At 65.8% G+C, this 23,094-nt stretch carries 22 protein-coding genes; 14 read left to right on the top strand and 8 right to left on the bottom strand.

The window, feature by feature from the left end; translation table 11 throughout:
* Positions 1-7: 7 nt before the first annotated feature.
* From ACIBJI_RS05565 to ACIBJI_RS05540, 6 genes are all read left to right on the top strand, one after another.
* On the top strand, positions 8-1,216 hold the full coding sequence (locus tag ACIBJI_RS05565) for a MoxR family ATPase (protein ID WP_364340445.1): 1,209 nt from the start codon (positions 8-10) through the stop codon (positions 1,214-1,216).
* A 32-nt stretch (positions 1,217-1,248) separates the two neighbouring features.
* Complete coding sequence (locus tag ACIBJI_RS05560) at positions 1,249-2,199, top strand: DUF58 domain-containing protein (RefSeq protein WP_364340447.1); 951 nt, start codon at positions 1,249-1,251, stop codon at positions 2,197-2,199.
* The gene (locus tag ACIBJI_RS05555) at positions 2,196-3,200 is read left to right on the top strand and encodes a VWA domain-containing protein (RefSeq protein WP_364340449.1); all 1,005 of its coding nucleotides are present in this window, start codon (positions 2,196-2,198) and stop codon (positions 3,198-3,200) included. The genes ACIBJI_RS05560 and ACIBJI_RS05555 overlap by 4 nt, the downstream gene beginning before the upstream one ends.
* Positions 3,201-3,298: 98 nt before the next feature.
* Positions 3,299-4,015 carry a 3-oxoacyl-ACP reductase FabG1 gene (gene fabG1 / locus ACIBJI_RS05550; RefSeq protein WP_364340451.1) on the top strand — a complete coding sequence of 239 codons (717 nt, stop codon included), beginning with the start codon at positions 3,299-3,301 and terminating at the stop codon, positions 4,013-4,015.
* Between the two features lie 72 nt (positions 4,016-4,087).
* A complete protein-coding gene (gene inhA, locus ACIBJI_RS05545) occupies positions 4,088-4,924 on the top strand; it encodes an NADH-dependent enoyl-ACP reductase InhA (protein ID WP_364340453.1) in 837 nt (278 codons plus the stop codon).
* 21 nt (positions 4,925-4,945) lie between these two features.
* The gene (locus tag ACIBJI_RS05540) at positions 4,946-6,007 is read left to right on the top strand and encodes a ferrochelatase (protein ID WP_397083177.1); all 1,062 of its coding nucleotides are present in this window, start codon (positions 4,946-4,948) and stop codon (positions 6,005-6,007) included.
* 40 nt (positions 6,008-6,047) lie between these two features.
* On the opposite strand, the gene ACIBJI_RS05535 is transcribed toward ACIBJI_RS05540, so the two are convergent.
* The 4 genes from ACIBJI_RS05535 to ACIBJI_RS05520 all read right to left on the bottom strand — a co-directional run bounded on the left by ACIBJI_RS05535 (position 6,048) and on the right by ACIBJI_RS05520 (position 11,259).
* Positions 6,048-8,510, bottom strand: coding sequence for an FHA domain-containing protein (locus ACIBJI_RS05535; RefSeq protein WP_397083175.1), 2,463 nt, complete (start codon positions 8,508-8,510; stop codon positions 6,048-6,050).
* A gap of 34 nt (positions 8,511-8,544) precedes the next feature.
* Positions 8,545-9,315, bottom strand: coding sequence for a S1 family peptidase (locus ACIBJI_RS05530; RefSeq protein WP_397083173.1), 771 nt, complete (start codon positions 9,313-9,315; stop codon positions 8,545-8,547).
* Positions 9,316-9,424: 109 nt separating this feature from the next.
* Positions 9,425-10,243 (bottom strand): hypothetical protein, encoded by an 819-nt coding sequence (locus ACIBJI_RS05525; protein ID WP_364340461.1) that lies wholly within the window; start codon positions 10,241-10,243, stop codon positions 9,425-9,427.
* A 188-nt stretch (positions 10,244-10,431) separates the two neighbouring features.
* A complete protein-coding gene (locus tag ACIBJI_RS05520; RefSeq protein WP_364340463.1) occupies positions 10,432-11,259 on the bottom strand; it encodes a DUF3097 domain-containing protein in 828 nt (275 codons plus the stop codon).
* Positions 11,260-11,986: 727 nt separating this feature from the next.
* Between ACIBJI_RS05520 and ACIBJI_RS05515 the strand changes: the two genes are divergently transcribed.
* The 5 genes from ACIBJI_RS05515 to ACIBJI_RS05495 all read left to right on the top strand — a co-directional run bounded on the left by ACIBJI_RS05515 (position 11,987) and on the right by ACIBJI_RS05495 (position 18,137).
* Entirely contained in the window at positions 11,987-12,418 is a 432-nt protein-coding gene (locus ACIBJI_RS05515; protein ID WP_364340465.1) for an NfeD family protein, read from the top strand.
* The gene (locus ACIBJI_RS05510) at positions 12,419-13,666 is read left to right on the top strand and encodes an SPFH domain-containing protein (RefSeq protein WP_397083171.1); all 1,248 of its coding nucleotides are present in this window, start codon (positions 12,419-12,421) and stop codon (positions 13,664-13,666) included.
* Positions 13,667-13,906: 240 nt separating this feature from the next.
* Positions 13,907-15,670, top strand: a complete 1,764-nt coding sequence (gene argS / locus ACIBJI_RS05505; RefSeq protein ID WP_397083169.1) for an arginine--tRNA ligase — start codon at positions 13,907-13,909, stop codon at positions 15,668-15,670.
* Positions 15,671-15,959: 289 nt separating this feature from the next.
* Positions 15,960-17,264: a YhgE/Pip domain-containing protein gene (locus tag ACIBJI_RS05500; protein WP_397083167.1), complete on the top strand. Its 1,305-nt coding sequence runs from the start codon at positions 15,960-15,962 to the stop codon at positions 17,262-17,264.
* Between the two features lie 69 nt (positions 17,265-17,333).
* On the top strand, positions 17,334-18,137 hold the full coding sequence (locus tag ACIBJI_RS05495; RefSeq protein ID WP_397083164.1) for an LLM class flavin-dependent oxidoreductase: 804 nt from the start codon (positions 17,334-17,336) through the stop codon (positions 18,135-18,137).
* A 10-nt stretch (positions 18,138-18,147) separates the two neighbouring features.
* On the opposite strand, the gene ACIBJI_RS05490 is transcribed toward ACIBJI_RS05495, so the two are convergent.
* Genes ACIBJI_RS05490 through ACIBJI_RS05480 form a run of 3 tightly spaced genes read right to left on the bottom strand, consistent with a single transcriptional unit; the run spans position 18,148 to position 19,851 of the window.
* Positions 18,148-18,987: a helix-turn-helix transcriptional regulator gene (locus ACIBJI_RS05490; protein WP_364340475.1), complete on the bottom strand. Its 840-nt coding sequence runs from the start codon at positions 18,985-18,987 to the stop codon at positions 18,148-18,150.
* On the bottom strand, positions 18,984-19,529 hold the full coding sequence (locus ACIBJI_RS05485; protein ID WP_364340477.1) for a DUF6879 family protein: 546 nt from the start codon (positions 19,527-19,529) through the stop codon (positions 18,984-18,986). The genes ACIBJI_RS05490 and ACIBJI_RS05485 overlap by 4 nt, the downstream gene beginning before the upstream one ends.
* 4 nt (positions 19,530-19,533) lie before the next feature.
* Entirely contained in the window at positions 19,534-19,851 is a 318-nt protein-coding gene (locus ACIBJI_RS05480; RefSeq protein ID WP_040691888.1) for a hypothetical protein, read from the bottom strand.
* Positions 19,852-20,015: 164 nt separating this feature from the next.
* Here ACIBJI_RS05480 and ACIBJI_RS05475 point away from each other — a divergent pair, with 164 nt between their 5' ends.
* The 3 genes from ACIBJI_RS05475 (at position 20,016) to ACIBJI_RS05465 (ending at position 22,181) form a co-directional block, all read left to right on the top strand.
* On the top strand, positions 20,016-20,408 hold the full coding sequence (locus tag ACIBJI_RS05475) for a hypothetical protein (protein ID WP_364340480.1): 393 nt from the start codon (positions 20,016-20,018) through the stop codon (positions 20,406-20,408).
* Positions 20,409-20,519: 111 nt separating this feature from the next.
* Entirely contained in the window at positions 20,520-20,885 is a 366-nt protein-coding gene (locus ACIBJI_RS05470) for a nuclear transport factor 2 family protein (protein ID WP_396955128.1), read from the top strand.
* 393 nt (positions 20,886-21,278) lie between these two features.
* Positions 21,279-22,181: a S1C family serine protease gene (locus tag ACIBJI_RS05465; RefSeq protein ID WP_397083729.1), complete on the top strand. Its 903-nt coding sequence runs from the start codon at positions 21,279-21,281 to the stop codon at positions 22,179-22,181.
* Positions 22,182-22,410: 229 nt separating this feature from the next.
* Here ACIBJI_RS05465 and ACIBJI_RS05460 read toward each other — a convergent pair whose 3' ends face one another.
* Positions 22,411-23,094 carry a TVP38/TMEM64 family protein gene (locus ACIBJI_RS05460; RefSeq protein WP_397083162.1) on the bottom strand — a complete coding sequence of 228 codons (684 nt, stop codon included), beginning with the start codon at positions 23,092-23,094 and terminating at the stop codon, positions 22,411-22,413.

Genomic DNA, 23,094 nt, shown 5'->3' with positions numbered 1-23,094 from the left:
AGCGGGGATGTTGGTGACTTCGACGGACGGTGTGAGCGGGGCAAGTTTGGCGAAAGAGGCCGCTGCTCCCGCACCCAGCACCCTGGAGCGTGACGTCCAGACCCTGGAGAAGGCGATATACGAGGTCAAGCGCGTTATCGTCGGCCAGGATCGGCTCGTCGAACGGCTGCTCGTCGGGGTGCTCGCACGCGGCCACGTACTGCTCGAGGGTGTGCCAGGTATCGCCAAAACCCTTGCGGTGGAGACCTTCGCCAAGGTGGTCGGTGGTTCGTTCGCCCGCGTCCAGTTCACCCCCGACCTGGTGCCCACCGACCTGATCGGTACCCGCATCTACCGCCAGGGCCGCGAGGAATTCGATACCGAACTCGGCCCGGTCGTGGCGAACTTCGTGCTTGCCGACGAGATCAACCGCGCGCCGGCCAAGGTCCAGTCCGCACTGCTCGAGGTGATGGCCGAGCGGCATGTGTCGATCGGCGGCAAGACCTACCCGATGCCCGATCCGTTCCTGGTCATGGCGACCCAGAACCCGATCGAGAGCGAGGGCGTGTACCCGCTGCCCGAGGCGCAGCGCGACCGCTTCCTGTTCAAGGTGGTCGTCGACTACCCGTCGGTGGAGGAAGAGCGCGAGATCATCTACCGAATGGGCGTCACCCCGCCGGAGGCCAAGCCGATCCTCGACCCGACCGAACTGATCCGCTTGCAGCGCGTGGCCGCGAATACGTTCGTGCACCATGCGCTGGTCGATTATGTGGTCCGGGTGATCGCGGCGACCCGCAAGCCCGGCGAGTTCGGCATGCAGGACGTGGCGAGCTGGATCGCCTACGGCGCCTCGCCGCGCGCCAGCCTCGGCATCATCGCCGCGGCCCGCGCCGTGGCGCTGATCCGCGGCCGCGACTATGTGGTGCCGCAGGATGTCGTTGAGGTGATTCCGGATGTGCTGCGCCACCGCCTTGTACTGTCCTACGACGCACTCGCCGATGAGATCACCCCCGACGATGTGATCAAGCGCGTGCTGCAGACCGTCGGCCTGCCGCAGGTCGCACCGCAGGCGGTCGCCCCGGGTGGTCAGTCCGCACCCGTGCCGGCCGCACCGCCCGCCATGGGACCGCACGGCGGGCAGCCGCCGATCCCGCAGCCGCCCGCACCTCAGGACGCGGTGCCGCAGCCGTCGGTCGCGCAGATGTCTCCGGCCGCCGGCAATAACCAGCCGAAGTGACCTCGGCATCGGATCCGGTTCCACCAGTGCCGATGTCTCCACATGCACCACCGTCTTTCCGATCGGGCGAACTGTCGGATCCGAAGCTGACGGCGGCGCTCAGAACGTTGGAACTGACCGTCCGTCGCCGGCTCGACGGTGTGCTGCACGGCGATCACCTCGGCTTGATTCCGGGCCCCGGCTCGGAGCCGGGCGAGGCCAGGACCTACCAGCCGGGCGACGATGTGCGACAGATGGATTGGTCGGTCACCGCCCGCACCACCCATCCGCATGTACGGCAGATGATCGCCGACCGGGAACTCGAGACCTGGATGGTGGTCGATCTGTCGGCCAGCCTCGACTTCGGCACCGCGCTATGTCAGAAGCGCGATCTCGCGGTCGCGGCCGCGGCGGCGATCACCCACCTCACCAGCGGCGGCGGTAATCGGATCGGCGCGGTCGTCGCGACCGGTGAGCGGTTGACCCGCATTCCCGCGCGCAGCGGCCGGGTGCACGCGCAGTCGATGCTGCGCGAGATCGCGACGACCCCGCACGCCCGCGACGGTGTGCGCGGCGATCTGCGCGAGGCGATCGAATCGCTGCGTCGCCCGCAGCGCAAGCGCGGACTCGCGGTCGTCATCAGCGACTTCCTCGGTGATATCAACTGGCAGCGCTCGCTGCGCGCCATCTCCGCGCGCCACGATCTACTCGCGGTCGAGGTGCTCGACCCGCGCGATCTGTCGCTGCCCGATGTGGGTGATGTGGTGCTGCACGATCCCGAGACCGGGCGCACCCGCGAATTCAGCGTGACGCCTTCGCTGCGTGCCGATTTCGCAACCGCCGCCGAGCGTCATCGCGTTCAGGTCGAACAGGCCCTCCGCAGTTGCGGTGCACCGGTGCTCACCCTGCAGACCGACCGGGACTGGATCTCCGATGTGGTCCGGTTCGTGTCCACCCGGCGCCACGCATTCGGCGCCCCGAGCGGACGGGCGCCGCGCCAGTGAGTATTTCGCATTTCACCGCGCTGGTCTGGCTCGGCTTCCTCGCTGTTGTCGTGCTGATCGCGTTGGGCTACATCCTCGTTCAGCGCAGCCGCCACCGGCACATGCTGCAGTTCACCAATATGGAGCTGCTGGAGAAGGTCGCCCCGTCGCGACCGAGTCCGATGCGGCATGTGCCGATCGCGCTGATGTTGGTCGGTCTGGTGTTCCTCACCATCGCGGCCGCGGGGCCGACGGCGGTCAAGAAAGTGCCGCGCAATCGCGCGACAGTCGTTCTGGTGATGGATGTTTCGCTGTCCATGGAGGCGACCGATGTGCCGCCGTCGCGACTGAAGGTGGCGCAGAAGGCCGGTAAGGAATTCGTCGACGGGTTGCCGCCGGGTATCAACCTCGGCTTCGTCACTTTCGCGGGCACCGCCTCGGTAATGGTGCCGCCCACGACGAACCGCGAGGCCGTCAAGGCGGCCATCGACAACATCAAACTCGCCGAGCGCACCGCCACCGGTGAGGGCATTCTCACCGCGCTGCAGTCGATCGACACCATTGCCACTGTGCTCGGTGGTGCGGAAACGCCGCCGCCCGCGCGCATCGTGCTGATGTCCGACGGTAAGCAGACGGTGCCCGACGACAAGGACGTCGACAATCCACGGCACGGTTTCACCGCGGCTCGCCTTGCGAAGAACAAAAGCGTTCCGGTATCGACGATTTCGTTCGGAACCTCGTGGGGCACGGTGGAAATTCCGGACCAGGACGGTAGAGGCGCGCAACGCGTCAAGGTGCCTGTCGACGATGATGCGCTGCGCGAGATCGCCAAACTCTCCGGTGGCGATTTCTATACCGCTTCGAGCCTGACCGAGTTGACCGCGGTCTACGACACGCTCGAAGAGCAGATCGGTTACGAGATGACCAGGGGCGATGCCAGCAGACCATGGCTTTTGCTCGGCATGCTCGTTGTCGCTGCCGGTGTAGTTACCGGCTTGCTCTATCGTCAACGCCTGCCGTAGTCGTCAATGCCTGCCGTCGCGACGCGCCCGGTTCTACATAGAAGCACTATGTGTGGCCCGGACGTGGCGCACGAACCCGAACAGATAGGTTGGTCCTCATGTCGAACATCACATCCCGGTCGGTCCTGGTGACCGGTGGCAACCGCGGTATCGGACTCGCGGTCGCGCAGCGTCTGCTTGCCGACGGGCACAAGGTGGCCGTCACGCATCGTGGGTCGGGGGTTCCGGACGGACTGTTCGGTGTGAAATGCGATGTGACGGATAGTGATTCGGTCGATGCCGCCTTCACCGAGGTGGAGCAGCATCAGGGGCCGGTCGAGGTGTTGGTCGCCAATGCGGGCATCACCGACGACACCCTGCTGATGCGTATGACCGAGGAGCAGTTCACCAAGGTCATCGATGCGAACCTGACCGGTGCATTCCGCTGCGCCAAGCGTGCGAACCGCGCGATGCTGCGGGCACGTTGGGGTCGGATGATCTTCCTCGGCTCGGTCGTCGGCCTCGGCGGTGGTCCCGGCCAGATCAACTACGCCTCGTCGAAGGCCGGCGTCATCGGTCTGGCGCGTTCCATCACCCGTGAACTCGGCTCGCGCTCGATCACCGCGAATGTGGTCGCGCCGGGCTTTATCGAGACCGATATGACGGCTGAACTGCCCGACGATCTGCGTGACACAGCGAAGAAGTTCATTCCGCTGCAGCGCCTGGGCCAGCCGGAAGACGTCGCCGCCGTGATCAGCTTCCTGGCCTCCGATGATTCTGCCTACGTGTCCGGCGCGGTGATCCCGGTCGATGGCGGCATGGGCATGGGCCACTGACCCAACCGAAAGCCGACGTGTTCGGCGGTCGCGTAACCAGTTGAACTTCGACTACAGGAGAACCGAAAACCCATGGGCGGATTGCTCGAAGGCAAGACCATCCTGATCACCGGCATCATCACCGATTCCTCGATCGCGTTCCATGCGGCGGCGGTCGCGCAGGAGCAGGGCGCGAAGGTGATCATCACCGGCATTCCGGAGCGGCTGCGGCTGATCGATCGGATCGCCAAGCGGCTGCCGCAAGAGGTCGCCCCGGCCATCCCGCTCGATGTCACCAACGAGGACGATCTGGTCGTACTGGCCGATAAGGTCCGTGAGCTCGCGCCGGACGGCCTCGACGGTGTGCTGCACTCGATCGCTTTCGCGCCGCGCACGCTGATGGGTCCGGAGGCACGTCCGTTCCTGGACGGTCCCGGTCCGGATGCGGCCAAGGCGTTCGAGATCTCGGCGTGGAGCTACGCCTCGCTGGCCCGCGCTGTGCTGCCGGTGATGAACGAGGGCGGTTCGCTCGTCGGTATGGATTTCGATCCGCGCACCGCGATGCCGTTCTACAACTGGATGGGTGTGGCCAAGGCCGCGCTGGAGTCGGTGAACCGCTATGTGGCGCGCGAGGTCGGCACCGCCAAGCGCATTCGCTCGAACCTGATCGCCGCGGGCCCGATCAAGACCCTCGCGGCCAAGGCCATCGCGGGCACCGCGACCGACGATGCCGCCAAGCTCAACCAGCTCAACACCTACTGGGATGGAGCGTCGCCGATCGGCTGGGATGTCGACGATCCGACCGTGGTGGCGAAGTCGATCGTCACGCTGCTCTCGGACTGGCTGCCCGGCACCACCGGTTCGATCATCTACGTCGACGGCGGGGCCAGCCACAACACCTGGTTCCCGGAGAACATGTCGATCAACTGAGGTAATCCGAAGGGAGACACCGTGGTTCGGGCCGCCGACGCCCTACTGCTGCTGTCGTTCGGCGGTCCCGAGCGGCCCGAGGACGTTATGCCGTTCCTGGAGAACGTCACTCGGGGGCGGGGCGTGCCGCGCGAACGTCTCGAGGAGGTCGCGCAGCACTACCTGCATTTCGGCGGTGTCTCCCCGATCAATGCGCTCAATCGCGACATCATCGCCGCGGTACATCGCGAATTAGCCGGTGCAGGAATCGAATTGCCGGTGTATTTCGGTAACCGCAACTGGGATCCGATGGTCGAGGACACCGTCGCGCGTATGGCGGCCGACGGTGTGCGGTCGGCCTTGGTATTCCCGACCTCGGCGTGGGGTGGATACTCGGGGTGTCTGCAGTACGCGGAGGACATCGCAAGGGCGCGTGCGGCTTTCGGGGCGGACGCGCCGGAGCTGGTGAAATTGCGGCAGTACTTCGATCATCCGCTGTTGATCGAGGCCTTCGCTGCCGCGATTCGTGCTGCGGTGGATTCGCTTCCAGCCGAGCGTCGCGATGGTGCCCGACTGGTTTTCACCGCGCACTCGATACCGGTATCGGCCGATATTGCCGCGGGACCGCGCGCGGATGGTGGGCGGCTGTACAGTCGTCAGGTCGCCGAGGCGGCGCGATTGTGCGCCGCCGCGACGGCATTCACCGATTACGACGTGGTGTGGCAGTCCCGTTCCGGCCCGCCGCGGATTCCGTGGCTGGATCCGGATATCGTCGATCATCTCGAGGATCTGTCGGGCAAGGGTGTGGATGCGGTCGTCGTGTGCCCGGTCGGATTCGTCTCCGATCACCTCGAAGTCATCTGGGATCTGGACAACGAAGCCAGGGATAAGGCCGCCGAACTCGGCATGGCGTTCGCCAGGGCCGCCACTCCCGGCACCGATCCCCGCTTCGCCCAGTTGGTCGTCGAACTGATCGACGAGCAACTGGCGGGTAAATCGCCACGCCGACTCGGCGACATTCCAGGCTACGGCTGCACCGTTAACGGTGCCCCCTGTGCAATCGACTGCTGCACCCCGCCGCGACGCCCTGCCGCCGCAACCTAGACGTCGACGGCAACCAGCCGCCGGTTTGCGTCACTGGGCGTCAAAGCGTCGCCTTGCGGGCACCGCGGCGCCGTGGGCGCAGTTGATACAGGCGATACCAGGCCAGCGCGAGGAAGACTGCCCCCAACCCGGCGACGACTCCCATATCGAGCAGCCACGTGCCCATGGTGTGTTTCCAGAGCGGATCGGCTGCGCCCGTGTGCGGTGTGAGAGTGTCCAGGTCGAGGGTGGCGGCTCCCGCGCCGAACCCCCAGCGCGACGGCGATAGGTAGGCCAGTTGTTCCAGGCCGAGTGTGCCGGGGAGCCGCACCAGCCCGCCGGTGAGCACCAGTTGTGCCATCGATAGCACAATCAGCAGCGGCAGTGTCTTCTCCGAGGTGTTCACCGACACCGATACCAGTAAGCCCAATGCCAGCGATGCGATGCCGAGCAGCGCCATCGCCAGGATCAGCTCCAGCTCGACCATCGTGAAAAGCCCCTTGGGTGGCATGTCCACACCGATGGTGCCGATCAGGACCAACACCGCCGCCTGAAGGGTGGTGATCACGCCCAGGACCAGCAGTTTCGACATCAGATAGACCCCTGCTGACAGGCCTGCCGCGCGTTCTCTGCGGTAGATCGTCTGCTCCTTGACGATCTCGCGAATCGAGTTGCCGGTGCCGACGAAGCAGGCCGCGAACGCCAAAACCATGAGCTTGGTCGGGGCGTCGACGTTGGATCCCGGCGGCCCGGCGAAGCCCTCGCCCGATGGCACTGCGGCGATCAAGCCACCTAGGAGTATGGGCATCACCCCGAGCAGCGCCATATAGCTTCGGTCCGAGGCAATCACCGCCAGATATCGCCGGCACAACGTACTGAGCTGGGCAAGCTTGGACTGCTGCGCGGGCGGCGGCGCCGGTGGGCGCACTTGCGCTGGGCCGACATCGTCGGTCAGTCCGACCGCCACGTAGTTCTCGAAGCGTGAAGACCTCTGGAACTCACCGGCCCAGTCGCGGTCTTCCTCGCGGTCGAATGCCTGGAAAACCTCGGCCCAAGTGCGCTGTGCGAACTGCTGCAGCCCCTCCTCGGGCGGCCCGTAATAGGCCAGCCGACCGCCGGGCACCAGGACCAGCAGGCGGTCGCAGGAATCAAGATTGGCCACACTGTGCGTAACGACGATGACGGTCCGCCCGTCGTGCGCCAGTTCGGACAGCATTTCCATGACCGTCTTATCCAGGCCCGGGTCGAGGCCGGAGGTCGGTTCGTCGAGAAACAACAGGGACGGTTTGGTCAGCAACTCCACTGCGACGCTGACACGTTTGCGCTGCCCGCCAGAGAGCTTGTCGATGCGGGTTTCGGCGTGCCGCGTCAAGCCGAGTTCTTCTAGGACCTCGTCGACCCGCTGCTCGCGCTCCTCGCTGCGCGTGTCACCGGGGAAGCGCAGCTCGGCCGCGTAGAGGAGCGCGCGCCGCGTCGGAAGCTGGTTGTGCAGGATGTCCTCCTGCGGGACCAGCCCGATCCGGTGTCGGAGTTCGTCGTAATTGGTGTACAGGTCGCGTCCGTCGTAGCGGACCGTCCCCTCCGTCGCGGGCCGCAACCCGGTGACCGCGCCGAGTAGCGTCGACTTGCCCGCCCCGCTGGGCCCGATGACCCCGACAAGCGAACGCTGCGAGATGGGGAAGCCCACTGCGTCGAGGAGCACCTTGCCCTCAGGGGTCCGCACGGTGAGGTTCTGCACCGAGACCGACACGTCACCGGTGTCGACGAACTCGCGCAGCTCGTCGCCGACCAGCCGGAACGTGGTATGCCCCATGCCGATCAAATCGGATTCGGATAGGTCCGTGGCGTCGATCCGGTGGCCGTTGACGTAGGTGCCGTTGTGGCTGTCGAGGTCGACGATCCGGTACCTGCCGTCGCCGATCGTGCGCAGCTCGGCGTGATGGCGGGAGAGCATGAGGTCGTGCGCGACGATGTCGTTGTCTGGCGCGCGTCCGATCCGAAGCGTCGGCGAGGTGATCCGGACGACCGCGCTGGGGCGGGCCCCTGAGGGTGCCGATCGCGAAACTCGCCTGGGCAGACCCGCGTGGAACTTCGTGACCGTAGCTTCGTCCGCGAGGTTGTAGCCCGGATCGGAGACGATCATCGTGTCTCCCCCGATATCGTCATCGGACTCCTGGCCGGTTTGTCCTTCTTGCCCCTCGATGGAAACGGCCAATTGCTCGCCGTCCACGGCGTGCCCGAGCTGGAACGTCTCGTCATGGTCGATCAGCATCCGATCGACCCGGTGACCGTCGAAAAAGGTGCCGTTGAGGCTGCCCGCGTCCTCGATTTCCCAACCGTCCGCACCCCGCTCCAGCACGGCGTGCAACGAAGATGCGCGCGGATCGGTCACGATAACGTCGGATGCCGGATCGCGACCGACGTTATATGCCGTCCCAGCACGTAGCCGATAGACGCGTTCCCTTGTCTGCACCACGAGAACCGGCGCCTCGGGAAATTCGATGGATGACTCGTCATCCGCCATGAGATGAGTATACCGACTGGTCCGCCGTGTTTGGTCAGAAACCAACGGTGGTGACGTAGGCGTAGACGCCGGGGAACCCTGGGCGGGCGCTGCCCTTGCCCCATGAGGTGAGGCCGATCAGGCGGCCCGCGACCAGCAGTGGATCGCCGCTGTCGTATTCGGCGGTATCGGCGTCGGGGGATCCGGCGCAGAGCATATCGGCGGGGTCGAAGGCGGAGCCATAGGCGGCGGCGCACGTGACGTTGGGGACGATCGGGACGGCGGCGGATCGCAGGAGCGTATTCGAGGTGTCGTGCTCAGAGGTCGCGCCCCAGCCGACGATGGTGCCGGTGTTGCCGTATGTGCGCGGATCGCCCTGTGGCGTGGCAATTTCCAGGAACGGCCCAGGTCTCGCCTCGTCGAGGATGAGGATCGCGAGATCGTTGTGGTGCACGGTCTCGCCCTCGAAATCGGTTTCCCGGAAATCCGGGTGGATGCGAATCTCCTTGACCCCCACGGTGACTCCATCGTGCGAGCGCAGGTCGGTGCGGCCGAAGGTGACGGTGATCCCCTGCGGCAGCAGCCGGGCCAACTCGACGCAATGCGCCGATGTCACAACCCGATCGGGTGCGATGAGCGCACCGCCGCAGAATTGCCCGGATGGCCGGAGGAAGTACAACGGGCTGCCGACGGCGGCGAGCCACGGGTAGGCGCTCGCCTCGATGGTATTTCCACCCACGATCGCCGTGGCGGGAACGACGGGCGCGCCGAGACCGATGATGAATGTGGCGGTCACGGCCGCGGCGATGCGAGATATGCGAAACATGCCGCCTCCCGGTTCATTTAGGCGATCGCTCGGACTATTCAACCAGAGGATGCCGGTGTTATGGCGCCTTCGCGGTCCGCCGGCCGCCTTATGCGTCGAACGAAGTGCCTTACGAATTGCCTCGGGCGGCGGCGTGCACTGCCACCAACCGGGCAGCGCGGATCGCATCCCACAGTGGGCGCAGGAGGTCCTCCTGGGCGCCGGTAGCGGTGGCGGAGGTGGGGGAGGATGCCGGTTCGCGTTGGGCAACAGTGAGGATCGCGGCGACGTGGTCGGCGCTGTCGAGGATTCGCCTGGCGCGCAACGGGATCGAATCCGGATAGTCGTGGCGGGAGTAATCCGCGAGCTCGGCCTCGATGAGTTCGCGTGGGTCGGCGTCGATGGTCGCGCCAGCGGCGGTGGTGTGCAGGCGCATGAGGGCGTCGGCGGCATCGCGCACCGCTTCGCGCATCGTGTATTCCGCCTCGCCGAGCGACATATCCGGGCCGGGCGCGGCCGGAATCTGGGTGCTGTAGACGGTCCACTGCAGGGTGTCGTCATCGGCCCACTGTGGGATCAGTCCCGTGCCCTCCTCGCCTGGCACACCGAACAGCAGTCCCTCGCCCGCCTCGATCGCATCCGCGCCGAAGGCGGTTCCGGTGGGCAGTCCGCGCACATCGCCGGGCACCGGCAGCACCAAGCGCAACTGCGCACCGGGTTGTGCCATCGCCTCGCGAATCACCTTGAGCAGCGCCATGACTCCGGTGCCGGACAGATTGTCGCGGGAGGACCACGGCAGGTCGTCGCGACCGCCGGTCAGTGGATCGCCCGCGGCGATGGTGTGCCGCGGTGCCCAGGCGTACAACGCCTCGAGGATGTCGTCGGGCGCGCTGCAACCGGCCAGCCAGGAGCCGGCCCACACCGTCAGCGTGGCACTAGGAGAGCACATAATTATCGAGCATAAAGGAGGGTCGCGGCTCGGGGGCGTCCATGCCGGATACCCCGGTGAGCTGCGCGCATCGATCCGCCGCCCGGTACCGCGAGTACTGGAACAGCGAGTGCGCCGCGGTCGTGGGCGTGCAGGCCGAATTCCGCGGAGTGGGACATGATTTCAGCGATTGGACCCGATAACGATGATCACTCCGGTTCGGTGACGAAGTCGATGAGTCGCTCCACCGCGCCGATCAGGGGGGATTCCAGATCGCGGAAGGATTCGACGGCGTTGTAGACCCGGCGCCATCCCTGCTGCGGTGTGCCCCAGCCGAGCCGACGGCAGATGCCGGTCTTCCAATCCTCGCCGCGCGGCACCTCCGGCCACGCCGCGATGCCGATCGCGGCCGGGCGCACGGCCTGCCACACGTCGATATACGGATGCCCGGTGACCAGCACATACTTGCCGAGACCGGTGGTCAGCTGGGTTTCTTTCGAACCGGTGACCAGATGGTCGACCAGCACACCGACGCGCCGCCCCGGTCCGGGCGCGAACTCGGTCAGCCGCTCGGCCAGATTGTCCAAACCCTCGAGATGTTCGACAACCACGCCCTCGACCCGCAGATCGTGTCCCCAGACCCGCTCCACCAGCGCGGCATCGTGGACGCCCTCCACCCAGATCCGGCTCGTCTTCGCGACCTGCGCGCGCAGCCCATCCACCCGAGTCGAACCCGACGCCGACCTGGTCGGCTTCTTGGGTGCCGCGGCTTCGGGCCGGACCAGAGTGACGGGCGCACCGTCGATCAGGAACGCCGCCTCGCGCAATGCGAACAACCGCACCGCACCGCGCGCATCCTCCAACTTGACGAATTCGCCGTCATAGCTGCGATCGAATCCGATCACGGCACCACAGAATCCGGTCGCCGCATCCTCCACCACGAGATCGCGTTCGGCCACGACCGTCGGCACGCTTCGCTTCTTCGATCGCGAATGTCCGGAGAAGATGTCTCCGCCATATAAGTCACGCCCACTCACCTGCTCGAAGCTAGCACCGCCGGTTCGGGTTGCGGCGCAAGCGAGTTGGCGTGCCGGTTACAGACTGTGGGCGAACAGCGCGTATTGCGCCGCCACCTTCTGCCGAACATCGGCTCCGTTATCGCTGTTGACGTTCGCGACATAGCGCTTATAGGTGACATAGCAGCTGTGCTCGACCTGCTTATCGGTATCGCCGCGGCGATTGAGCCGCTGGCAGATCGCGCCGGGTACATCCGTGGTCGCATCGATCGGATCGTATTCGTCCCCGGAACGTGCGATGAGCTCGTTGACCAGACAACGGACCAGAGGCTCCGTCGCGCACTCGATAGACGATGGTGTCGTCCGCGATCGCCCGGGCGTCCAATCCGGTTTCGTCGATCATGCGCTGTATTCGTGCCGGCGTGCACGACGAGGGATGGGCCGCACGCGCTGAATTCGCGCAGGTCGAGCCTGTGGTTGCGGCGGTCGCGGACGACGGTACGGGCCATCGGCGCGTCCGGATCGATAACATGCCAGGTTTCTCGTCCTTCGTACGCGATGTTGTTGCGTGCGCAGCCGGATTGGTTCAGCGGATCGTGGTGGTGTCCCGATTGCGATCGAAATCAGCGGACGCACAGTCGTTTCGATTCAGACGGCTGGGGAGTGCGCCATGGGGCGCGCCGAACTGCCGCCGCTGATCTTGGGTCTGTCGCGCCACAGAAGTGGTTCGGGCCACTACAGTGTGTCTGTGACCGCAATCGTTTGGCTGGTCGCGGGCCTGCTGCTCGCGGCCGCGGAGATGCTCACCGGGGACCTCACGCTGCTGATGTTGGGCGTCGCCGCGCTCGGAACCGCGGGTGTCAGTGCCGTGGCCGATACCGGGCTGGTCGCCGACGCGGTGATCTTCGCGGTGCTGGCGCTGGTGCTACTGCTCGGGGTGCGGCCAGTTCTGCGGCGCCGCTTCGGAACTCCGCCGCCGATCCCGACGAATGTCGACGCGCTGCCGGGTAAGCAGGCGCTGGTGTTGGAATCGGTCGGCGCGCACAGCGGCCTGGTCAAAATCGGTGGCGAAGAGTGGACCGCGCGGCCATTCGATTCGACGATCGAGTATCCGAAGGGAACCACGGTGTACGTCATGAAGATCGACGGCGCGACGGCCGTCGTCTGGAAGGAGCCGTAAATGGCTGTGCTCATCGTTGCCGCCGTGCTGGTGCTGTTGGTCGTGGTGGTGGTCTTCAAATCGATCGCCCTGGTGCCACAGGCGGAGGCGGCCGTCATCGAGCGACTCGGACGATATTCGCGCACCGTCTCGGGTCAGTTGACGTTTCTGGTGCCCTTCGCCGACCGGATTCGGGCGAAGGTCGACCTGCGCGAGCGGGTGGTGTCCTTCCCACCGCAGCCGGTGATCACCGAGGACAATCTGACCCTGCATATCGACACCGTCGTGTACTTCCAGGTGACGAGCCCGCAGGCGGCGGTCTACGAGATCAGCAACTACATCGCGGCCGTCGAGCAGCTCACGGTGACCACCCTGCGCAATGTGGTCGGTGGTATGACCTTGGAGCAGACGCTGACCTCCCGCGATCAGATCAATGGTCAGCTGCGCGGGGTGCTCGACGAGGCGACCGGACGGTGGGGACTGCGCGTCGCCCGGGTCGAGCTCAAGAGCATCGACCCGCCGCCATCGATCCAGGAGTCGATGGAGAAGCAGATGAAGGCCGACCGCGAGAAGCGCGCCATGATCCTCACCGCGGAGGGCACCCGCGAATCGCAGATCAAGACGGCCGAGGGCGCCAAGCAGGCGCAGATCCTGTCCGCCGAGGGTGCCAAGCAGTCCTCGATCCTGGCGGCCGAGGGTGAACGGCAGAGCCGGATTCTACGCGCCCAGGGCGAGCGTGCCGCGGCCTACCTGAACGCGCAGGGACAGGCCAAGGCCATCGAAAAGGTTTTCGCCGCAATCAAATCCGGTAAGCCGACGCCGGAACTGCTTGCCTACCAGTACATGCAGACCCTGCCGCTGGTCGCGCGTGGTGACTCGAATAAGGTGTGGCTGGTGCCGAGCGATTTCGGCAAGGCGCTCGAGGGCTTCGCCCAGAACTTCGCGACCAAGGGCGAGGACGGCGTATTCCGCTACGAGCCCGCCCCGGCCGACGATGTGGAGAGTAAGCCGGAGGACGATTCCGATGTCGAGGGCTGGTTCGATACGGCCCGCGATCCGGCCATCGAACAGGCGGTGCGTGCCGCGGAGGCCGATGCGCGGGCATCGGTGGAGGGCGTGGCGACTCCGGTCACCCGAACCCAGCCCTACCCGCACCAGCCGGTAATGCCAGCACGGCAGGAGATCCCGCCGCAGCAGATTCCACCGCACCAGCCCCCATTCCGCCCGGACGGGCCGCAGGGACAGTCCTGGCAGCCGCCGTCGCAGTAAACCGTGGACACCCCGGATCTTTTGTCGAGGTCCGGGGTGATTTATTCGCTGGCTACGGCGCGAGATCGATGGTGAGCGTTGCCAGTTGGAGCGCGATGGCGCAGGGGTCGAGTGTTGTTGTGTGGGAATGGTTTTGGACGCGCCAGACGATGGTGCCGTTGTCCGCGGCGGAAAAATGGTTCGGCCTGGCACCGGGTGCGCTGCAATACTCACGGTCCACAAGGACAGGAGGGATTGCGCGTGGCTGATTCTGGGGTGTTGCCGCTGCTCGATCGGGTTGCCGGGGCCGTGGCGGAGGCGATCGGTCGCGCTCGTCCGGAGCTGGTGGGGACCGATCCGGTGGTGCGACGCTCCGAGCGTGCGGATTTCCAGTCGAACGTCGCGCTTGCGGTGGCGAACCGGGTGCGGGTGCGGCCCGCTGAGTTCGCAGCTGAATTGGTCGCGGCATTGGATTCGGATGATGCGCTGCTCGACGCGGTGACGGTCTCCGGTCCGGGATTCCTCAACCTCGCGGTGTCGGACCATGCTGTGTGGGAACAGGTTTCGGCGCGTCTAGCTGGCGATCGCTTGGGCGTACCGGATTTCGAGCGCGGTCGGCGGACAGTGGTCGACTATTCGGCCCCTAATATCGCCAAGGAAATGCATGTCGGGCATCTGCGCACGACGGTTATCGGCGACTGCATCGCGCGGGTGCTGGCCTTTCTCGGGGCGGCGGTGATTCGGCAGAATCACCTGGGGGACTGGGGGACTCAGTTCGGGATGCTGATCCAATATCTGGATGAGCATCCGGAGGTGCGCTGGCGGCATGATGAGCTGAGCGGCGATTCGTCGGCGGTTTCGGCATTGGACCGGCTATACAAGGCGGCGCGGACCGAGTTCGACGGTGATCCGGCATTCGCGGAGCGGGCCAGGGCTCGGGTGGTGGCGCTGCAATCCGGCGATGAGGCAACCTTGCGGCGGTGGCGGGAGATCGTCGCTGAATCGGAGCGGGCGTTCGGTGAGATCTACGATCGGCTCGGTGTGCTGCTGACGGCGGACGATTATGTCGGCGAGTCGTTCTACAACCCGATGCTGGCCGACATCATTGCCGAACTGGTCGAGAAGGGGATCGCCGTCGAGAGCGACGGCGCTCTGGTCGTATTCTCCGAAGAGGTCGATGGCCCTGACGGCCAGCCGGTGCCGCTGATGGTGCGCAAGCGGGGCGGCGGATATGGCTACGACACAACGGATTTGGCGACTATCCGGTACCGGGTGCAGACCCTGCGTGCCGAACGGCTGCTGTATGTCACCGATTCCCGTCAGGCCTTGCACTTTCGGCTGATCTTCGAAGCTGCCCGGCGGGCCGGTTGGTCGACCGGTGGCATCGAGGCCGAACACATCGCATACGGCACTGTGCTCGGTCCGGATGGGCGGCCATTCAAAACCCGTGCGGGCGGCACGGTCCGACTGACCGACCTCCTCAACGAGGCGGTGGTGAAGGCCAGAGCCGTTGTCGCCGAACGGAATCCGGAACTGTCAGCCGCCGAACTCGACGCGATCGCCGAACCGACCGGAATCGGCGCGGTCAAATACGCCGACTTGTCCACATCCCGGGTCAAGGACTACACCTTCGACCTGGACCGCATGGTCGCATTGAACGGCAATACCAGCGTCTATCTGCAATACGCGCACGCCAGGATCCGGTCCATCCTGCGCAAAGCGCACGATCGCGACGTGCGGATCGATCCGACCATCGCACTCGCACCCGCGGAGCGGGCACTGGCGCTCGAACTCGACGCCTACGGCACGGTTGTCGTCGAGGTCGCGGCCATTCTCGAACCTCATCGATTGTGTGGCTACCTCTATGCTCTCGCACGCGACTTCACGTCTTTCTACGAGACCTGCCCCGTCCTCACCGCGCCCGACCAGGTACGGAAAAACCGTCTCGCACTGTGCGATTCGACCGCCCGGACGCTAGCGCACGGACTTGGCCTCCTGGGCATCGCCGCCCCCGAACGCATGTAGTCAGCGGGATGCCCCGCCAAAAGGCGCTCGCCAGTGCATCGTGGCGAGCGCGGCCACTGGACGTACGGAAGCATTGCCCGAATTGGAATGGGAGCACGGCTTTCTCGCCGCCACACTGATGACCTTGGTGGCCGCGGTGAACCCGCTGGTCTACATCGAACGCAAAGGCTGGCTGCGCCGAGATTGTGACCGCGGTCTCGGTGATGGGTGCCGGTCCCGCGGTGTGAGCAGCCACCGACCCGCGCCGGATCGGTACCGAAATACCGCCGCGACGGATTACCGTGCGCCCATGACGACTGCCGCAACCGCCGCCCGCCATCTGCGGCCACGGGCCTGGATCGCCCCGATCGCCGTGGTCACCCTGCTCATGTCGCTACTGGCCACGATGTATTTGGCGTACGTAGTCAATCCGAGCAAGAATTTGCACGATTTCCCTGTCGCGCTGGTCAATCAGGACGACGGCGATACCCTGGGCGGCAAGCCCACCAATGTCGGCAATCAGATCACCGACGCACTCGTCGCGAACCTGCCCGCCGATAAGATCGACCTGCGGATCCTCGGATTCGCCGAGGCGCAACGGCAACTGCGCCAGGGCAAGGTCTACGGCGCGATCGTCATCCCCAGTGACTTCACCAAGCGGCTGGCCATCCTCGGCGCGGCCGGTGTGGTGCCGGGCAAGGTCGAACAGCCGATCATCACGGTGCACACGAACCCCCGGGCCGGCAGTTTCGCCACCGGGGTCATGCAACGGATTGCCGATCAGGCGCTGCTTCGCATCCAGGAGACCGTCGGCAAACAACTCACCGACACCGTGCAGACCCAGCTGCAACCTGCCGGGGGCGGCCAGGCGCCACAGCTTGCCGGTGCCAGCCAATTGATGCTCGCCCATCCGATCCAGGTGGTGGTCGATCCGTATCGGCCGCTGCCCGACGGAACTGGACAGGGTTTGTCCGCGTTCTTCTATACGATCATGGTGCTGCTCGCCGGATTCACCGGTGCGATGATCATCCACGCGATGACCGATTCCGCCCTCGGTTTCGCCCCCACCGAGTACGGCCCGTGGTACGTGCACTATCCGACCGCGCCGATCTCCCGCTTCCGTACCCTGCTGTTGAAGTGGGCCATCCTCATCGTCACCGCCCCGATCGTCTCCGCGGTATTCCTCGGTGTCGCAGCGGCATTGGATGTGCCGCTCGATCATCCGCTCGCACTGTTCCTGTATTGCGTGCTCGCGATCGTCGCGGTCGGGGTGACCGCGCTGTCGGTGCTGGCCGCGCTCGGCACCGCGGGTCTGCTGGTCAATTTGATCCTGTTCATCGTGCTCGGCCTGCCCTCCTCGGGAGGTAGCGTGCCCATCGAGGCGACGCCGACGTACTTCGAATGGCTGGCCACCTTCGAACCCATGCACCAGGTCTTTCTCGGGGTGCGCGCCATCCTCTACTTCAATGCCGGCGGTGCCGCCGGGCTCGCGCGCGGTAGCTGGATGGCGGTGCTCGGTTTGGGTATCGGCCTCGTTGTCGGCGCGGTGGTGACTCTGTACTACGACCGAAAGGGCTTGCATCGCAAACCCGCCGAGGCGGCCACGACGGAATGAGCGTTGCGGGCATGGGGGTGAGCGATCGAGCCATTGGAACGCTCACGATTTGTTCCTAACGTTGTGCCCATGACCTTCGACATCGGCGTGATCCTTCCGACCTCCACTCCCGATCCGGCCCACCCGATCCTCGGCGATGTGCGGGCCGCCGCCCGCATCGCCGAACAACTCGACCTCGAATCGGTATGGTCCACCGACCATCTCGTGGCGAGCGCGCCCATGTTGGACAGCACCGTGACGCTCGCAACCGCGGCCGCCGTCACCGACCGGATTCGAGTCGGCTACAACGTCATGCTGCTCGCACTGCGCCCGGTGGCTTGGGCAGCCAAGCAGATCAGCACACTGCAGTACGTATCGGGCAACCGGCTGCTGCTCGGCGTCGGCACCGGGAATCCGGCACACGGCGATATCGGTTGGCGCGCGGCCGGTACGACGTTCGAGAACCGTGGTCGGCGCACCGATGAGGCACTGCGGGTGCTGCCCGACCTCGTCACCGGTGCGACGGCCACGGTCAACGGCGTCGATGTGGCGCTGGCCCCCGGATCGGCGATGCCACCGGTCCTGGTGGCGGGCAATGGGACTCGGGCGCGGCGGCGGGCGGCCGAATACGCCGACGGCTGGATCACGCTGCAGCCCGGCCTGGCCCAGTTGACGGCTGATTTCGACGAATTGCGCACACTGGCAGCACAATTCGATCGACCTGTGCCCGCGGTTACCGTGGTCGCGCCGGTACTGCCCACTGATCATTCGGCCGCCGTCGAGCTGCTCGCCGCGCACCGGGACGCCGGTGTCGAACGCGTCATCCTCGCCCCGACCGGCCCCGAATGGCAGCGCGATTACGAGAATGCCGCAAAACTCCGTGCGGCACTGTGACTACCGTCGACTACAGCTGCGTCAACCGCAGTTTCAGCGCATCGGTGATGATGGCTCGGGCGGCTTCACCGTACCGAGCCTGTCGGTGCAGCGCCGCCCAGGTCTTCTCGTAATACGCGAGTTCCCGCGGTTGGGTGATGGTGAGACCCGCTGAGATGGTCTCGACCTCCGCGATGCGTTTGTCGAGCAATACGAAACATGTTGTGGTGTAAAGGAAATCCGCCGTCCGAGGAATTATGCCGAGCCCGAGTCGGGGCAGCGGCATCAGATCGATGAGCCGTTCGAGCTGACCGGCCATCACCTCGTTATCGCCGACAGTGGTGTAGAGCGCCTGTTCGGCCAGCAGGATGCTGATCCGATGGGTGCCGTGGTGCAGAATCCGTTGGCGCGCAATTCGTGCCGCTACCGCGCGGTCGATATCGTCGATACCGCCGACGAAATCGATACAGGACTCGAGTACCGCCCTGGCATAGGGTTCGGTCTGCAATAGGCCGGGAACGACCGCGTTCTCGTAATTGCGGATGGTGGTGGCGCGTGCCTCCAACTCGATGCGGCGGCGCTGCTGCTGGGCATGCCCGGTCGCCGCGATGCGCCGCCACTCCTGCCAGAGCGCCTCGATATTCGCCAGTGCCGCACGCAGGTCCGGCAGCAGCAGTTCGGCGCCGCACAGTCGGCACCACTGGGCCAGATCGCTATCGCTCGGCGTTTGTTTACCGTGTTCGATGCGCGACACCTTGGCCGAATGCCAGCCCGCTTCGGCGGCGAGCTGCACACCGGTCAGATGTGCGGCCTTGCGCAGTTCACGTAAGCGTGCCCCGAAGGCTTGCCGGGACTGCTCGACACCGGTCATCCACTCCGCCCGCCGGGCATGTAGTCGTGGTGCGGAATTGCTTTGTTCCACAGTGTATCTCGTACTGTCGTACAGCGTGCGACCAGCACGGGGTCGGTAGTCACCGCGGCCCCCGCCAGATCGCCGGTCTTGGTGAAGATCGTAAAGGCGACCGTCGCGTCGAGCAGCCACCATTCGTCAGCGGTGTATTCTGCGGGATCGGCGAGATGCCTTGGCAGCCAGCGGATATCCTCGCCGTAGCGCTGATTGCGATCGGTGAGCGCGTGCAGGAATCGAACGTAGTCGGTGAGCGGCTCCGAGACCACCCGCACGCGCCGAATCGGCACGCCGCGTCCGGCGACCTCGCTGGTGAGCTCCTCCCAGGCCCGCCACGACGGCGGATAGGACTCCTGCTCGAACGGCGGTAGGCCTGCGAGCACGCGGCGCATCGGTTCGGTCTCGTCGGAGACCTGGGAGTGATCATCGGACACCTCGAGATGGAAAGCGTCGCCGCGGGTTTCGCGGATGAGATCGTTGGTTTCCTCGATGGTGTAGAAGAGCATTGCATTACCATTCCCACGGGCTCTGTCCGACCGGGACCGCGACTGCGGTCTCGTGCTCGGGAATCCGCATGTGCGCCAGGGCATCCGGATCGGTGATCGGCTGTCCGGCGAGAGTGAAGGAACCGTGCCCCGAATCGAGCAGCGGAGCGCCGATATACGTGCCGGGCTGCAGCCAGCCGAGCAGCATATGCGGTATTTCGACGCGGTTTGCGTCATGGGCTACCCGGTAGCCCTGCACGAGATACAGATGTCGATCCTCATCGATCCAGAGCCGGGGCGAGCCGGTGTTGTTGGTGGGTCCGCCGAGCAGTTGTATACGCATCAGAGTGGCCTCGTCTCGCGTGGGCATTGCGCTGGCTGCACACAATCGTCACCGGTCAGCGCCATATGGGTCAACAACTTCCGCAAATCCCCGCAAAACCATGGTGCCGCGCCGGGCCGCTTTTCTACTGTTCTGGGTGGGTGCTGGCAGACAGGGTTGGTGACATGAGCAGGTCGGAACCATGGGAGGGCGTCGGGCGGTTGGCAAGCGAAACGGGGTCACTTGGCAACGGGGTGGCGATCAAACCTTGGGCGATCGGGTTCGTACGGTGGGATATTTCGGGATCGATGGTGGATCACGATCTGCGGGCCACCCGCACCTGCGCGGCTCGTATGGGATACGAGTTGGTCTCGATGAAGGTGGGTCCGCAGGGTGATCCGGTCGCACGGCTGCTCGCGGCCATCGTGCGCTGCGGTGCGCATGCGGTCATCGTGCCGAGCAGAGAGCACATCTGGGCGTCGCGGCGCGCGGTCACGGAGATCTGTGACCTGGTCGTGGTCGCCGGGGACACGGTGTGGGAACGCGGCCACCAGTGGCCGCGGTGGTTCGCGCGATGATCCTTACCTCGCGCGTAATCGACTCCGCGATCGGTAGCGGGCAAGGTTGAGGTATCCGCTGGAGCTTTCCGGCGGAGGACCGAAATACCTTCCAGCAGAGGATGATTCGCTATGTCTCAGTATGAGGACGCGGTACGGCGCTACTTCACGGCGTGGAATGCCATCGATGACGAGGCGCGGGCGAAGGCGGTGGCCGCGGCATGGCGCGAGGACGGTTTCTACACCGATCCGCTGGCCGATGTCGCCGGGCACGAGCAACTCAGCGCCGCCATCGGGGGCGTGCACCAGCAGTTCCCCGGCTTCGAATTCCGGCAGCTCGGTGCGGTCGACGGACACCACGACACCGCCCGGTTCTCTTGGGAGCTGGTCGCGGCCGACGGGAGCGCGCCGGTCGCCGGGACGGATGTGATCACCCTCGCCGAGGACGGACGGATCATCGGTGTGCACGGCTTCCTGGATCGCGTACCGGGGGCGTAGGCGAATTCGTAGCAGGGGAGGTCCGTCCGTTGACACTGTGCGCGGGCGGCAACAATTGTGCTCGCGCAGTCTGCTCGGGTCCCAGCGCGCCTCGATGGGCTCTATGCCGTGGGTGAGCGACACTGCCGCGCGACCGTCTCAGGCGACTTGGGTAGGCCTATGCGCGGATCCGCATGAACGCGCTGCCTCGGCGTTGGTGAACGTCGGATGAATCCGGTTGCGCCTGCGGCGAACACCCTGCAGCGCAGGGCCCAGCGGAGGATGCTGGAGAGGGCGGCCTAGATATCGAGTGCGCGCCTGATGAGCAGGATGGTGGTCAGCGTGGACGACGAGTCGATCCCGTTGTCGGGTCCGGAAGACGCCACACGGCGACACGATCTCGATGAGTCGGCGATGGACGCGTACTCACGTTCGGTCATCGCCGTGGCGGCGTCGGTCACCCCGCATGTTGCGAGTGTGCGAACCCGGCGGGGGAGCGGATCCGCGGTGGTCTTCACCGATGACGGATTCCTGCTCACCAATGCGCATGTGGTCGGCTCGACGAGCAGCGGCGATGTGGTGTTCGCGGACGGTGTGGAATCACGCATCGACGTCGTCGGCATCGATCCGCTCTCCGATCTCGCCGTGCTGCGCGCCCGTGCCGGTGCGCCGGGTGCGGTGGTACTCGGCGATGCCGACAAGCTGGTGGTCGGCCAACTGGTGGTGGCGGTCGGGAGCCCGCTGGGGTTGGCGGGCTCCGTAACCGCGGGCGTGGTGAGCGCGCTGGGGCGAGCTGTCCCGGTCGCCTCTCGCCGAGCCGGTCGCGTGATCGAGGATGTGATCCAAACCGATGCCGCCCTGAACCCGGGCAATTCCGGTGGCGCACTTGCCGATTCATCGGGACGGGTAGTCGGTGTCAATACGGCGGTCGCGGGCGTCGGACCCGGTCTCGCGATCCCGATCAATGCCACCACTCGCCGCATCATCAATACCCTGCTGAAAGACGGCCGCGTGCGCCGCGCCTACCTCGGCCTGGTCGGCGTTCCGGCCCCACTGCCCGCAGCCGTCGCCGCCCGCACCGGCCAACATGCCGGTGTCCGCATTGTCGAGGTCGTCCGCGGCGGCCCCGCCGATCACGCGGGGCTGCGCCGCGGCGACCTCGTACTCAGCGTCGCCCGCTCGCAAGTGGCCGACGCCCAAGGCATACAACGCCAACTCTTCGGCGACGCCATCGGGGTCTCGATGCCGGTGACGGTATTGCGCAACGGCGCGATGGTCGATGTCTTCGCCATCCCGATCGAGTTGACCGTCGATTAGCGTGTCAGCGGCCCCACGGTCGGATGACGTCGTCGGCTAGATCTTCGCGGGGGTCTTGATTCCAGTTGTCGTGGTTATTGCCGTTCGGCCCTGGTTCGACTGCGTGTACCACCATCGTTCGTCACCTCCCTTCGAGCGGTCGTTGCTGTTGCGGATTAGCCCTCCGCACGCAACCGCAAACCGGAATCGACGCACGGCGTGCATGCGCTGCCCAGGCAACGCCGGTGCGTCAGTCGGACACGGCGACCTGGGCGGTCTCGAGATCCGCTTCGTGGGTTTGCGACCAGCGCGCGTCGACGATCAAACCGATGATGCCGATGGCGATGAGCACCCCGGAGACTACGAGCATGCCGGGGTGGGTATGTCCGGTGAGGGCATCGCCCAGGATGACGGTGCCGACGGTTCCCGGGAGGATGCCGATGACGGTGGCGATCAGATAGGGCCAGAAGCGGATCGAGGAGAGGGCGCAGCAGTAATTGATCACCGAGAACGGGGCGAAGGCGATCAGGCGCAGCGATCCGACCGCGAGCCAGCCCCGGCGTTCGAGGCGTTCATCGATGGAGCGCACCGCCGGATGGGTGAGATGGGCGGCGACGCGCTCTCGGTCCAGCGCGCGGACGAGCAGAATCGCCAGGGCCGCGCTGACCGTGGTTGCCGAGGCGGCCAGGACAATGCCGAGTGCGGGTCCGAACAGGACGCCCGCGCTGACCGTCAGTACGGTCCGCGGGACCGGAGCCACCGTGACCAGCGCGTGGACCACGAAGAACAGCAGCGGGAAGATCGGGCCGACCGAGGTGGCCCAGTCCTGCATCTGCTGCGGTGTCGGCAGCGGGACCAGCATGGCCGCGATGAACAGCACCGCGCCGCCGACGAGCAGGGCGAGGATGCGTGGGTCCCGAATGAGCCTGAGCAC

Origin of the sequence: Nocardia sp. NPDC050408 (assembly GCF_044458905.1) — a bacterium.
In the GTDB taxonomy this organism is placed as follows: domain Bacteria; phylum Actinomycetota; class Actinomycetes; order Mycobacteriales; family Mycobacteriaceae; genus Nocardia.
Note: the sequence above shows the minus strand (reverse complement) of the source record. Positions and strands in the feature narration are given on the sequence as shown.

What these genes read in the sequence shown, in the direction of transcription:
- ACIBJI_RS05565 (WP_364340445.1), top strand. Translation starts at nt 8, where the DNA reads ATGTTGGTGACTTCGACGGACGGTGTGAGCGGGGCAAGTTTGGCGAAA.
- ACIBJI_RS05560 (WP_364340447.1), top strand. Translation starts at nt 1,249, where the DNA reads ATGTCTCCACATGCACCACCGTCTTTCCGATCGGGCGAACTGTCGGAT.
- fabG1 (WP_364340451.1), top strand. Translation starts at nt 3,299, where the DNA reads ATGTCGAACATCACATCCCGGTCGGTCCTGGTGACCGGTGGCAACCGC.
- inhA (WP_364340453.1), top strand. Translation starts at nt 4,088, where the DNA reads ATGGGCGGATTGCTCGAAGGCAAGACCATCCTGATCACCGGCATCATC.
- ACIBJI_RS05535 (WP_397083175.1), bottom strand. Translation starts at nt 8,510, where the DNA reads ATGGCGGATGACGAGTCATCCATCGAATTTCCCGAGGCGCCGGTTCTC.
- ACIBJI_RS05530 (WP_397083173.1), bottom strand. Translation starts at nt 9,315, where the DNA reads ATGTTTCGCATATCTCGCATCGCCGCGGCCGTGACCGCCACATTCATC.
- ACIBJI_RS05525 (WP_364340461.1), bottom strand. Translation starts at nt 10,243, where the DNA reads ATGTGCTCTCCTAGTGCCACGCTGACGGTGTGGGCCGGCTCCTGGCTG.
- ACIBJI_RS05510 (WP_397083171.1), top strand. Translation starts at nt 12,419, where the DNA reads ATGGCTGTGCTCATCGTTGCCGCCGTGCTGGTGCTGTTGGTCGTGGTG.
- ACIBJI_RS05500 (WP_397083167.1), top strand. Translation starts at nt 15,960, where the DNA reads ATGACGACTGCCGCAACCGCCGCCCGCCATCTGCGGCCACGGGCCTGG.
- ACIBJI_RS05495 (WP_397083164.1), top strand. Translation starts at nt 17,334, where the DNA reads ATGACCTTCGACATCGGCGTGATCCTTCCGACCTCCACTCCCGATCCG.
- ACIBJI_RS05490 (WP_364340475.1), bottom strand. Translation starts at nt 18,987, where the DNA reads ATGACCGGTGTCGAGCAGTCCCGGCAAGCCTTCGGGGCACGCTTACGT.
- ACIBJI_RS05485 (WP_364340477.1), bottom strand. Translation starts at nt 19,529, where the DNA reads ATGCTCTTCTACACCATCGAGGAAACCAACGATCTCATCCGCGAAACC.
- ACIBJI_RS05480 (WP_040691888.1), bottom strand. Translation starts at nt 19,851, where the DNA reads ATGCGTATACAACTGCTCGGCGGACCCACCAACAACACCGGCTCGCCC.
- ACIBJI_RS05475 (WP_364340480.1), top strand. Translation starts at nt 20,016, where the DNA reads ATGAGCAGGTCGGAACCATGGGAGGGCGTCGGGCGGTTGGCAAGCGAA.
- ACIBJI_RS05470 (WP_396955128.1), top strand. Translation starts at nt 20,520, where the DNA reads ATGTCTCAGTATGAGGACGCGGTACGGCGCTACTTCACGGCGTGGAAT.
- ACIBJI_RS05465 (WP_397083729.1), top strand. Translation starts at nt 21,279, where the DNA reads ATGGACGCGTACTCACGTTCGGTCATCGCCGTGGCGGCGTCGGTCACC.